The sequence below is a fragment of the Aeromicrobium sp. genome (genome assembly GCF_047607065.1).
GTDB lineage: Bacteria > Actinomycetota > Actinomycetes > Propionibacteriales > Nocardioidaceae > Aeromicrobium.
Genome location: NZ_JASGDU010000057.1, coordinates 1 through 11937 on the forward strand (window position 1 = coordinate 1; position 11937 = coordinate 11937).

The window sequence follows — 11937 nt, forward strand, 5'->3', positions numbered from 1 at the left end:
CCGAATCGTTCGTCCGCGCGCTGATCGACCGGATGCTGGAGAACGACGGACTCGTCCAACAGGCCCGCGTGAACTCGGTGAAGCAGTTCGCCGAGAGCCCCGACTTCGACGAAGCCGTGGTCGACGCCGTCGCCGACAACCAGAACGCCCACAAACTGATAGCCGACTACTTCTGGTCCGACGCCCCCGGCCGCCCCACCCTGATCCTCGCCCTCGCCAAGGCCTTCCACGAACTCGCCACCGAGATTGATGTCGCAGGGCAGTCAGGGCCGGATGGCGTTGCTATCGGGGCAGCGCAGTAGTCTGAGGAAGCCAGTCGGACTCCACACGTGGAGTCGGGGAACCCGGTGCACATCCGGGACTGACGCCCAACGGCGTGGGCGGCGGGCGAGACAAGCCTTAGCGCAGCCACTGGGAAGGTGCCTCGTACCGGATGACCCCGAGTCCGAAGACCCACTGGTCCTCGCGGCAGCCGCCGCCAGTCACCATGAATCCCGCGCACGGATTCACGACCTCGAAGGCCTCGCAGTGACAGTCATCCGTGATCGGCAGGACCGGTGCCCCGGTGCTCTGCGGCCCTGGCCTGCGGGCGACGGGATGCTGGTGCGGCTCCGGCTCATCGGCGGGCGCGTCCAGGTGTCCCGCCTACGTCGCCTGATCGAGGTTGCGGAGCGATTCGGCGACGGGAGGGTTCATGTCACCTCGCGAGCCAATCTCCAGGTCCGGGGGTTTCCAGGTCGTGACGGCCTGCTCGACGAGGCGGCGCTGAGCGCCCTGGAGCACACCGGCCTGCTGCCGACCCGGACGCACGAACTGGTACGCAACGTGATGCTGTCCCCGCAAAGCGGCCTTGCCGGCGGGAAGGCGGACCTTCGAGACGTTGCGGACGAACTGGACCGACTGCTGTGCGCCGACCCTGCGCTGGGGACGCTGCCGGGCCGCTTTCTGTTCGTGCTCGACGACGGTCGCGGCGACGTGGCCCACCGTTCCTGTGACCTCGGCCTGGTCGCCCTCGACGAGCAGATCGGCCAGCTGCGAATCGGCGAAGGCTGGGGCGAGACAGTCCCGCTCGGCGCGGCCGCTGGCCGGCTGGCGGACCTCGCCTCGGCCTTCCTGCGAGCCAGAGGCGCAGGCGACAGCGCGGCGTGGCATGTCAACGAACTGGCCGAACCGCTAGCCGAGCCGCTCGACGCCGACCCCCGCATTCCGCCGCGCGCCGAGCCGTTGCCGTTCGGCGAGGTGCCGGGGGGGCGTCACGTCGCCACACCGGAGGCGGGAATCGACCGAGACGTCGTGGCATCGTTGGCGGCAGGGTCGAACGAACTCATCATCACGCCCTGGCGCGGCGTGCTTATCCCGAAAGCAGGAAGTCATGCCTGAGTTGAGTCGCCCGCCCCGGCGTTACGAGTACGTCGACCGCGGCCCTGCGATCTATGTCGACTCCTTTGCCACCATCCGCCGCGAGGCCGATCTCGCGGGCTTGCCGGCCGGTGCGGAGAAACTCGCCGTGCGCATGATTCACGGCAGCGGTCAAGTGGATCTCGCCGCCGACCTCAGTGTGCATCCGCAACTCGTCTCGGCCTCCCGTGAGGCCTTGGAAGCGGGCGCTCCGATCCTCTGCGACGCCACGATGGTGGCCACCGGGGTGACTCGCAGCCGGCTGCCCAAGGACAACGACGTCCTCTGTTTCCTCAACGACGCCCGTGTCCCCGCACTTGCGGAGGCATGGGCGACCACCCGCACGGCAGCGGCCGTCTCGCTCTGGGAACCTCACCTGGACGGTGCCGTCGTCGCCATCGGCAATGCGCCCACCGCACTGTTCCACCTGCTCGAGATGATCCTCGACGGCTCGCCGAGGCCGGCGGCGATCATCGGCTGTCCCGTGGGATTCATCGGAGCCGCCGAGTCCAAGCAAGCGCTCGTCGACTTCCACGCCGACCACGGCATCGACATCCCCTACGTCGCGGTGCGCGGACGCCGGGGCGGTTCGGCGATGACCTCCTCGGCCCTCAACGCGCTGGCTCAGGAACAAGAGTGACCGGGCGTTTCACCGTGGTCGGAGTGGGGCCGGGCGACCCCGAACTCCTCACGATCAAGGCCGCGCGAGTCATCGGCGAGGCAGCGGTAGTCGCCTACCACGCCGGGGTGAAGAAGCAGTCGCACGCGCGCCGTATCGCCGCCGAGTTCGTGCCCGCGAACGCTGTCGAAGAAGAACTTCGCTACCCGGTCACCACCGGAACCACCGACCATCCGGGCGGCTACGTCGGCGCGCTGGCCGAGTTCTACGAATCCTGCGCCCGACGGCTCTCGATGCATCTCGAAGCGGGTCGGCATGTCGTTCTGCTCGCGGAGGGCGACCCGCTTTTCTACGGCTCCTCGATGTACCTTCACGACCGGTTCAAGGATACGTACACGACGACGGTGATTCCGGGCGTACCGGCCTTCTCCGCCGCCACGGCCGCCATCTCCACGCCGCTCGTCCGCCAGAACGACGTCCTTACCGTCCTGCCCGGAACCTTGCCGGAACCCGAGATGGCCCGGCGACTGGCCGACACCGACGGTGCCGTCATTATGAAGCTCGGTCGCACCTTCGCGGCCGTTCGCTCGGCGTTGGAGCAGGCCGGTCGCCTCGACGGCGCGTGGTACGTCGAACGGGCTTCCCAGCAGGACGAGCGATGGTTGCCGGTGCGCGACGTTGATCCGGCCTCGGTGCCGTATTTCTCGCTCATCGTCGTCCCGGGCGACTCCGCGCATCGCCCGACGGCGACCCGATTGCGCTCCGGCGTCGAGCCGGTCGAGGTTCGTCCGGCGAGGCCCTCAGCGGAGTTGCTGGTGGTCGGTCTCGGGCCAGGGCCGCAGGACTGGCTCACGCCCGAGGTCGCGGGCGCGCTGGCCCAGGTGGAGCACGTGGTCGGCTATGCCCCCTACGTCGCGAGGGTTCCCCAGCGCGCCGGGCTGACCCGCCACGCCTCGGGTAACACCGTCGAGATCGACCGTGCCCGGCACGCGCTTCATCTGGCCGCATCAGGCGAGCGGGTGGCCGTCGTGTCCGGCGGCGATGCGGGCGTGTTCGGCATGGCTGCCGCTGTCTTCGAGGCCGCAGAAGACCCGTCCTTCGCCGACGTGACGATCCGGGTCCTGCCGGGGGTCAGTGCGGTCCAGGCTGTTGCCGCGCGCGCGGGCGCCCCCATCGGTGCCGACTTCGCCGTCCTGTCTCTCTCGGACCGGCTCAAGCCGTGGGAGGTGGTCGAGCGACGCCTGAAGGCCGTGGCCACCGCCGATCTCGTTCTGGCGATCTACAACCCCGCCTCCCGGTCACGAACCGAGCAGGTGGCGGTGGCCCGGCGGGTGCTGCTGGAGCACCGCAAACCCGACACCGTGGTGATCGTCGGCCGCGACATCGGGCGTGCCGAGGAGTCGCTCACGGTGACGACGCTGGGCGATCTCGACCCGTCGGCCATCGACATGAAGTGCCTCCTCATCGTCGGCGCATCCTCGACCAGGGTGAGCCGAGCCGGAGTGTGGACGCCTCGGTTCGTGGACGAGGCAGACCGTGAGGAACAGCCCGGATGACCGTTCACTTCGTCGGCGCGGGGCCGGGAGCGGCGGACCTGCTCACCGTGCGCGCCACGCGACTGCTGGCCGGTGCCGACGTGGTGCTGTACCCCGGCACCTATCTCGACCCGGAGGTGCTCTCGCACGTCAGCCGGTCTGCGGAGTTGGTCGACACCCAGCATCTCGACCTCGACGCGATCACCGCACGCCTCATCGACGCTCATCGCGCAGGCAAAGAGGTCGTACGTCTAGCCTCCGGTGATCTGTCCGTCTACTCGGCCCTTGCCGAGCAGACGCGCCGTCTGGACGCGGCCGACGTGCCGTGGGACGTGACCCCCGGCGTTCCTGCCTACGCGGCCGCTGCGGCGATTGTCGGCCGGGAACTCACCGTCCCGCTGATAAGCCAGTCCGTCGTCTTGACCCGCACCCAGGCGCGCTCGACGGCGATGCCCGAGACCGAATCGCTGGCCGCCTTTGCCGCCACCAGATCGACACTGGTCCTGCACCTCGCGATCACCAGGATCCGCGACCTGATGGCCCAGATCGCGCCCTACTACGGCACCGACTGCCCGGTGGTGGTCGTCTATCGAGCGAGTCAACCGGACGAACAGGTGCTGCGCGGCACGCTAGGGAGCATCGCCGATGCCGTAGAAAGCGCGGACCTCAGGCAAGCCGCAGTGATTCTCGTCGGCCGTGCTTTGGACCCGACGACGGGCGGCGAGTCGTACCTGTACGACACGGGCCGAGATCGTTCCGTCAAGCGTCGCGGGTAAAGGCCCACTGGGTCACGGTTCGTGAGGGCTTCCACCCGGTATACGAGCCGATGGGCGCGGCGCTCTCGACGGCGATTCGCGTCAACTCTCCACCGTGCTCGCTGTGGAGGTCGGCGAGAAGCCGTTCGGTCTCGAACGTGACACCGTGGACGACCAAGCGGCCTGCCATCGGGAGCGCTTCCAGGCAGCGATCCATGACGCCCGGAGCGGTCGCCCCGCCGCCGACGAAGATCGCCGACGGCGGCGGGAGGTCGCGGAGGGCTTCAGGGGCGGCACCCGTCACCACGCGCAGCCCAGGCACCCCCAGCGTCGCGGCATTGCGGACGATGCGCGCGGCGCGCTCGGGGTCGGCCTCGACGGCCGTGGCCGAACAGGTCGGGTGCGCTCGCATCCACTCGATGCCGATCGACCCCGCGCCCGCGCCGACATCCCAGAGATGCTCGCCGGGGGCGGGAGCCAGCCGCGCCAGCGCCGAGGCCCGAAGATCGCGTTTGGTGAGTTGGCCGTCGTGCTCGTAGGCGCTGTCGGGCAGGCCGGCCACCCAGCCGCCGAGGCGCGGCCCCGCCAGTTCGGCGGCGATGATGTTGAGGCGCGGAACGGTATGCGACCACGCTGCGGCGGTGCCTTCGATACGCGCCATGTCGTCGGTGCCGAGATTGCCCAACACGTACAGGCGACTCGCGCCGTACCCGGCCTGTGTGAGCAGGTCGGCCACCTGCTGCGGGGTGTTCTCATCGGATGACAGCAACAGCACACGCCGGCCGGGGGCGAGTTCCCGGAGAACCAGTGCAGGACTTCGGCCTACCAGGCTCACCACGGCACAGGACTCGGCCGACCAGCCCAGCTCGGCACGGGCCAGCGCGAGTGATGAGATCGCGGGGATGATGTCGACGTTCTCGGTCCCCAGCAACTCGACGAGAGTCGAGCCGATCCCCGACACGAGCGGGTCACCGGAAGCGAGCGCTACGACCGAGACGTCACCCAGGTCGGTCAGCAGGCCCGGCAGCCGCTCGCGTAGCGGCGTCGGCCACACGACGCGGCGCTGTCCGGCCGCCTCGGGGAGCGAATCGAGGTGGCGCCGGCCGCCCAACACCGCGTCCGCCCCTATGACGAGGTGGCGCAGATGTGCGGGAAGGTCCTGCCAGCCGCGCGCCGTCACACCCAGCACTGTGACGCGAGGAGGCGAGACGACGGGGCGATTCTGGTCCGGCACGAGTGCTCACGCTATCGTGAGCGGCAGGCACGAGGTGCCTCGGAGGCCCAGGCATCGGAACCGGTGAGGCAGGCCGACGAGGAGAATCTGGGAAGCCGGTGAGACCCCGGCACAGGCCCGCTGCGGTGAATCCGGCCCCCGACTGGGGGACCTGACAAGTCCGAAGACCGGCCTCATGTCTTGACCCTGACCCGTGGCCTCGTGCCACTTCGCGCATGAGCGGGAGCCTCAGATGCCGGTGCAGTACCCCTTTTCAGCCGTCCTCGGATGCGACACCACGGCATCCGGCGGTGCGGGACTGGACGACATGGGGCTTGCCCTCATCTTGACGACCATCGTGCCGGAGATCGGCGGCGTCCTCATCCGTGGCGAGAAGGGGACGGCCAAGTCCACGACCGTGCGGGCGCTGGCGGACGTCCTGCCGCCCATCGAGGTGTATGCAGCCGACCGCTTCTCCATCGACCCGGCCGATCCGTCGACGTCCTCGCCCGATGGTCCCTTCGACGCCGATGCCGAGACCCTCCGCAGGCCCGTCCGCCTGGTCGAGTTGCCCGTCGGGGCGACGGAGGACCGGGTTCTCGGCTCTCTGCACCTGGAGCGGGCGCTTGCCGAAGGAAAGGTCGAGTACGAGCCTGGCCTGCTGGCCAGGGCGCATCGCGGAATCCTCTACGTCGATGAGGTCAACCTGCTCCACGACCACCTCGTCGACCTCCTTTTGGATGCGTCCGCGATGGGACGGGCCACCATCGAGCGTGACGGCGTCTCGGTGGAGCACGCGGCGCGCTTCGTGCTGATCGGCACGATGAACCCCGAGGAAGGCGAGTTGCGGCCGCAGCTTCTCGACCGATTCGGCTTGACGGTGGAGGTTGCCGCCCCCCGCGACCCCGCGCTGCGGGCCGAGGTGGTGCGCCGCCGGATCGCCTACGACGAGAACCCCACGGCGTTCGTCGCCAAGTACCTCGCGGCCGACCGGGCTCTCACCGAGCGGATCGAGTCGGCACGGCAGCAGCTCGCCGAGGTCAGGCTCACCGGGCCTGCCTTGCTCAAGATCGCCGAGGTCTGCGCTGCTTTCGAGGTGGACGGGCTGCGGGCCGACATCGTGACGGCCCGCGCCGCCGTCGCCCATGCGGCCTGGAATGAGCGGGACGAGGTCACCAAGGCCGACATCCGCCGCGCCGCGCTGCTGGCGCTTCCGCACCGTCGGCGGCGCAACCCCTTCGACGCTCCCGGCCTCGACGAGGCGTTGCTCGATCAGATCCTCGGCGACGAGGAGTTGCCGCCCGAACCGCCGGAGGGGAATCCTGACGAACCCACCGGCCCCTCGGCGCAAGGATCAGACCTCGACGGCGGGGACCAGCCCTCCGAGCCGACCGACAGCGAGGCCGGAGAGTTGCCCGGCAACGACGCGCCGCCAACCCCGGAGGGAGCCGACTCGCCTGCATCCCAGGGAGCCGAGTCGGTGGTCTCTGCGGGGACGCCGTTTCGGCCCAAACTGCTCAGCGTGCGAGGGATCGGCGAAGGCGCAGCAGGGCGACGCAGCCGCGCCATCGCCACCAGCGGCCGTCGCGTCGGCGCGGTCCCCGGAGACTCCGGATCGCTGCACCTGGTCGAGACCCTGAAGGCCGCCGCGGCAAAGCAGCCGGCACGAGGCCGCCGCAGGCCAGGTGAGCGGGTCGACGTCCGAGGCGAAGACCTGCGCATCGCCCAGCGGGAGGGACGCGAGGCCAATCTGGTCCTCTTCTGCGTCGACGCCTCCGGCTCGATGGCCGCGCGCAAGCGCATGATGCAGGTCAAGACGGCGGTGCTCTCACTCCTGATGGACGCCTATCGCCGGCGCGACAAGGTCGGACTGATCGCCTTCCGAGGCCACGGTGCCGAGCTGGTGCTTCCGCCCACGCACAGCGTCGAGATCGCGGCCGCGCGACTGGACGCGATGCCTGCGGGCGGCCGGACCCCACTGGCCGAGGGCCTCCTCGAAGCGACCCGTGTGCTCCAGCGTGAACGCCTCCGCGACCCTCGCCTGCGCCCCCTGCTCGTGGTCGTCACCGACGGCCGAGCCACCGGCGGGCCGGATGCCGTCGCTCGCTCCCGCACCGCTGCTGACCACCTGGCCGCGCTCGGCGTCACCACCGTCGTCGTCGACGGAGAGAGCGGGCCTCTTCGCCTCGGCCTGGCCCGCACGCTGGCTACTCATCTGATGGCCGAGCACCTGCCCGTCGATCAGGTCGATGCCGAGGCTCTCACCGGATCGGTACGACGACACACTCAGAACCTGAACGGAGCCGCCTGATGCCCCAAGGACAGCCTGCCGTCATCCCCAACGACGGCCTGACGACCAGGCAGCGTCGCAACCGGCCGCTGCTCGTGGTCCATACCGGCGAGGGTAAGGGCAAGTCGACGGCCGCCTTCGGTCTCGCGCTTCGCGGCTGGAACCAAGGATGGAAGATCGGTGTGTTCCAGTTCGTGAAGTCGGCCAAGTGGCGGGTCGGCGAGCAGACCGTCTTGGAACGGCTCGGCCAGCTCCACCGCGAGACGGGGGAGGGTGGCCCGGTCGAGTGGCATAAGATGGGTTCGGGCTGGTCCTGGAGTCGCAAGCAGGGCGACGCCGCAGACCACGAGGGGGCGGCGCGCGAAGGCTGGGAAGAGATCAAGCGGCGACTGGCCGATGAGACCTACGATCTTCTCGTCCTCGACGAGTTCACCTATGTGATCGCGTGGGGGTGGGTCGATATCGACGATGTTGTCAGTACGCTCGCCAGCCGCCCCGGCTACCAGCATGTCGTGATTACCGGCCGCAACGCCGATCCCCGGCTCATCGAGATCGCCGATCTGGTCACCGAGATGACCAAGGTCAAGCATCCGATGGATGCCGGCCAGAAGGGCCAGAAAGGCATCGAGTGGTGAGCCAGTGGTAGCCCTCCCGCGAGTGCTCATCGCGGCCCCGTCCACCGGACAGGGCAAGACCACGATTGCCACGGGGCTGATGTCGGCCCTTCGCCTGGCGGGTCACGAGGTGAGCGGTCACAAGGTCGGACCCGACTACATCGACCCCGGCTATCACGCCCTGGCCACCGGTCGGCCCGGACGCAACCTGGACCCTCACCTGGTCGGCGAGGACCGCATCGTCCCGCTGCTCCTGCACGGGGCGCGGGGCGGCGATGTCGCTGTCATCGAAGGGGTGATGGGACTCTACGACGGCCGATTGGGTACCGGCGGCTTCGCCTCGACGGCGCACCTGGCGACGGTGACGCGAACGCCGGTGGTGCTCGTGCTCGACGTCTCCCGGATGTCACGGACGGCGGCGGCCATCGCTGCGGGCATGGTGTCCTTCGACGAGAGCCTGGACATCGCCGGGGTGGTCCTCAACCGTACGGGTTCGGCCCGCAACGACGCCGAGATCGTGGCCGCGATGGAGAAGGCGGGCCTGCCTGTTCTGGGTCTGCTGCCGCGCGACGACGACCTTGCCACGCCCTCTCGGCACCTCGGGCTGGTGCCTGCGGCAGAACGCGACGGATCGGTCGCCATGCTCCGCCGGCTCGGTGAACAGATCACCAAACATCTCGATCTGAAGGCCATTCTCGACATCGCGCACAGCGCACCGGCGCTGGACGGCCCCGCCTGGAACCCCGCCGACGAGGTTCGGGCGTCAAGCCCAGGCCGCCCTGTCGTCGCTGTGGCCGGTGGTCGAGCCTTCACCTTCCGCTATGCCGAGACTGAGGAGTTGCTCCGTGCGGCCGGCTGCGAGGTGGTCGACTTCGACCCCTTGGCGGACTCTTGCCTGCCTGAAGGCACCCGAGGTATTTACCTCGGTGGCGGCTTCCCCGAGGTCTACGCATCCGAACTGGCAGCCAATCGAGCGCTGATCGACGACCTTCGCGCTGCGCTCGATGCGGGCATTCCTACGGTGGCCGAGTGCGCGGGCCTGCTGTACCTGGCGCAGTCCCTGGACGGCGCGCCGATGGTCGGGGCGGTGGCCGCTGCTGCCGCGATGAGCGAGCGCCTCACGCTGCGCTATCCGGTCGCCACGGCAGCCGGTGACTCGCTCCTCACCCGCGCGGGCGAGGAGGTCACCGGCCACGAGTTCCACCGAACCCAGACCGTGCCGGCCTGCGGAGACAACGGCGCTTGGCTCATCGACGGCGTTGCGACCGGCTTCGCCAGCCCGACCTGGCACGCCTCCTATCTTCACGTCCACTGGGCTGGATATCCCCATCTCGCGCAGCGCTTCGCGGACGCCGTCCACCAGGCGCCCGCCCACCGAAGCGGGCCGCTCGTCGGTGACCTCGGTCACCTGGTTGCCCGGCCCGCCGGCCCCGTCGGTGACCCGTTGCGGCATCACGGTGACGCCGAGACGGGTGAGGGCCTGCTCGACTTCGCCGTCAACGTCTACGACGGTCCGCGTCCGGTATGGCTCGACATGGCGCTCCAGAACTCGCTGTCCGACTCTGGTGCCTACCCCGACGCCTCCGTCGCGGCCGCTGCCATTGCGCAACGGCACGGCCGGAAGACCGAAGACGTCCTGCCCACCGCCGGTGCCGCCGAAGCCTTCGCGCTCATGGCACGACTACGGCCCTGGCGTAAGCCCGTGGTGATCCATCCTCAGTTCACCGAACCCCACGCGGCGCTGGAGCACGCCGGCCACACGGTCACCTCCGTCCTGTGCGAGCCGGAGAACGGATTCGCGCTCGATCCGGACGCCGTTCCCGATGACGCGGACCTCGTCATCATCGGCAACCCGACCAACCCGACGGGGGTGCTCCACCAGGCCTCGGCCATCGTGAAGCTCCGGCGCGAGGGACGACTCCTCGTCGTCGACGAAGCCTTCATGGACGCCGTGCCTGGCGAGACCGAAACGCTCGTAGGGAAACGACTCCGCGACCTCGTGGTGCTCCGTAGCCTGACGAAGCACTGGTCCATCCCCGGCATTCGGGCCGGCTATGCCGTCGGACACCCCTCGGTCGTGCAGCGCATGGCCGCGCAGCAGACGCCCTGGTCGGTCTCCACGCCAGCCATTGCGGCCGTCATCGCCTGCTGTACACAGGACGCCGCCCTCGAATCACGGGAGCGGGCCGCCACGCTGGCCAGGTGGCGCGGGTTCCTCGAAGCAGGCCTGCGCGGACGAGGCTACGAGGTGGTCCCGTCGTCGGCCTCGTTCGTCCTCGCTCGGCTGGGCACGGGTGCCCATGCCGCGTTGCGCGAGCACGGCGTTGCCGTGCGCCGTGCCGACACCTTCCCCGGCCTCGACGACACCTGGGTCCGCATCGCGGCCAGACCGCCGGAAAAGACCGCCCAACTCTTCGCCATAATCGACCGTGTGCGGGCGCTGACGCTCGCCCACTGACAGGAGTTTTTCGTGCCACGAGTTTCAGAGCCGTCTGCTACCGCCCGTGAACAGGCCGCCCAGCGTCTCGCGGCGCTCGCGACCCCGCCGAATGCCCTCGGCCGGCTGGGCGAGTTGGGCGTGTGGCTCGCGGCGTGCCAAGGTCAGGTTCCCCCTCGCCCCATCGAGAACATTCGACTCGTCATCTTCGCCGGTGACCACGGTGTCGCGGCCCACGGCGTCTCTGCCTTCCCTCCGGCCATCACCGGGGCGATGGTCCGAACCTTCCTCGCGGGCAAGGCCGGTGTCAGCGCGCTGGCAGCGGCGCACGGGGTCAGCGTTCGAGTGCTCGACATCGGCGTCGATGAGGACTTCGCCGACCTCCCTGAGGACGTCCGAGCCGCGCTGACTGCCGTCAAGATTAGGCGGGGAAGCGGTGCGATCCACCGTGAGGATGCGCTGACCCGAGACGAGGCCCACGCGGCCATCGAGGCCGGAGCAGGCATCGCCCGCCAAGAGATCGAGGCTGGGGCGCAACTGCTCATCAGCGGCGATATGGGCATCGGCAACACCACCCCTGCGGCTGCCCTGGTGGCCGCAGGTCTCGGCCTGCCCGCGAGCGAGGTCGCCGGGCGAGGGACCGGTATCACCGACGAGACGCTGAGCCACAAGATCGACGTGATTCAGGCGGCCCTCGACCGGGCGGGGAGCCGGCGTGAGGACCCGATTGAGACGCTGGCCGCGTTGGGTAGCGCGGACCTCGCGGCAACAACCGGCTACCTGCTGGCGGCCGCCCAAGACGGCGTGCCCGTCCTCCTCGACGGGTTGATGAGCGTGGCCTGCGCGCTCACCGCTGATCGAATCGAGCCGGGTGCGGCCGCCTGGTTCGCCGCCGGCCATCGTTCCACCGAACCCGCGCAGTCCCTCGCCTTGTCGAAGCTCGGCCTGGAGCCGCTCCTCGACCTGTCGCTGCGGCTCGGGGAGGGTTCCGGTGCTGTCGCTGCGGTCCCGGTGGTGCGTAGCGCCATCGCCGTGTTGCGCGATGTGGCACTCCTCGAAGAGCTGGAAATCTGAGC

10 protein-coding genes and 2 riboswitches are annotated in these 11937 nt (G+C 69.5%); of the genes, 9 read left to right on the forward strand and 1 reads right to left on the reverse strand.

What is annotated here, in order from left to right:
* The 5 genes from QM597_RS09215 to cobM form a co-directional block, all read left to right on the forward strand.
* Window positions 1-302, forward strand: a 302-nt coding sequence (locus QM597_RS09215) for a hypothetical protein (RefSeq protein ID WP_415004585.1), incomplete at its 5' end; no start/stop codon positions are given.
* Window positions 297-476, forward strand: a riboswitch (cobalamin riboswitch). It overlaps the preceding gene by 6 nt.
* Before the next feature lie 52 nt (window positions 477-528).
* A complete protein-coding gene (locus tag QM597_RS09220; protein WP_415004586.1) occupies window positions 529-1380 on the forward strand; it encodes a nitrite reductase in 852 nt (283 codons plus the stop codon).
* On the forward strand, window positions 1373-2038 hold the full coding sequence (locus tag QM597_RS09225) for a precorrin-8X methylmutase (RefSeq protein WP_415004587.1): 666 nt from the start codon (window positions 1373-1375) through the stop codon (window positions 2036-2038). Before QM597_RS09220 ends, QM597_RS09225 begins: the two co-directional genes overlap by 8 nt.
* Window positions 2035-3573, forward strand: a complete 1539-nt coding sequence (cobJ, locus tag QM597_RS09230) for a precorrin-3B C(17)-methyltransferase (protein ID WP_415004588.1) — start codon at window positions 2035-2037, stop codon at window positions 3571-3573. The genes QM597_RS09225 and cobJ overlap by 4 nt, the downstream gene beginning before the upstream one ends.
* The gene (gene cobM, locus QM597_RS09235; RefSeq protein WP_415004589.1) at window positions 3570-4328 is read left to right on the forward strand and encodes a precorrin-4 C(11)-methyltransferase; all 759 of its coding nucleotides are present in this window, start codon (window positions 3570-3572) and stop codon (window positions 4326-4328) included. Before cobJ ends, cobM begins: the two co-directional genes overlap by 4 nt.
* On the opposite strand, the gene cbiE is transcribed toward cobM, so the two are convergent.
* Window positions 4312-5541, reverse strand: coding sequence for a precorrin-6y C5,15-methyltransferase (decarboxylating) subunit CbiE (gene cbiE, locus QM597_RS09240; protein ID WP_415004590.1), 1230 nt, complete (start codon window positions 5539-5541; stop codon window positions 4312-4314). The genes cobM and cbiE overlap by 17 nt on opposite strands.
* A 49-nt stretch (window positions 5542-5590) precedes the next feature.
* Window positions 5591-5732, forward strand: a riboswitch (cobalamin riboswitch).
* A 41-nt stretch (window positions 5733-5773) separates the two neighbouring features.
* On the opposite strand from cbiE, the gene QM597_RS09245 reads away from it, so the two are divergent.
* From QM597_RS09245 to cobT, 4 genes are read left to right on the forward strand one after another with little or no spacing between them, the layout of a single operon-like run.
* Window positions 5774-7831: a VWA domain-containing protein gene (locus QM597_RS09245; protein ID WP_415004591.1), complete on the forward strand. Its 2058-nt coding sequence runs from the start codon at window positions 5774-5776 to the stop codon at window positions 7829-7831.
* On the forward strand, window positions 7831-8445 hold the full coding sequence (gene cobO / locus QM597_RS09250; protein ID WP_415004592.1) for a cob(I)yrinic acid a,c-diamide adenosyltransferase: 615 nt from the start codon (window positions 7831-7833) through the stop codon (window positions 8443-8445). The genes QM597_RS09245 and cobO overlap by 1 nt, the downstream gene beginning before the upstream one ends.
* Window positions 8408-10882, forward strand: a complete 2475-nt coding sequence (locus QM597_RS09255; RefSeq protein ID WP_415004593.1) for a cobyrinate a,c-diamide synthase — start codon at window positions 8408-8410, stop codon at window positions 10880-10882. The genes cobO and QM597_RS09255 overlap by 38 nt, the downstream gene beginning before the upstream one ends.
* A 12-nt stretch (window positions 10883-10894) precedes the next feature.
* A complete protein-coding gene (gene cobT, locus QM597_RS09260; RefSeq protein ID WP_415004594.1) occupies window positions 10895-11935 on the forward strand; it encodes a nicotinate-nucleotide--dimethylbenzimidazole phosphoribosyltransferase in 1041 nt (346 codons plus the stop codon).
* The last annotated feature ends 2 nt before the right edge of the window (window positions 11936-11937 follow it).

Bases quoted from the DNA above. Each gene is read 5' to 3' on its own strand.
- QM597_RS09225 (WP_415004587.1), top strand. From the start codon at position 1,373: ATGCCTGAGTTGAGTCGCCCGCCCCGGCGTTACGAGTACGTCGACCGC.
- cobM (WP_415004589.1), top strand. From the start codon at position 3,570: ATGACCGTTCACTTCGTCGGCGCGGGGCCGGGAGCGGCGGACCTGCTC.
- QM597_RS09245 (WP_415004591.1), top strand. From the start codon at position 5,774: ATGCCGGTGCAGTACCCCTTTTCAGCCGTCCTCGGATGCGACACCACG.
- cobO (WP_415004592.1), top strand. From the start codon at position 7,831: ATGCCCCAAGGACAGCCTGCCGTCATCCCCAACGACGGCCTGACGACC.
- QM597_RS09255 (WP_415004593.1), top strand. From the start codon at position 8,408: ATGCCGGCCAGAAGGGCCAGAAAGGCATCGAGTGGTGAGCCAGTGGTA.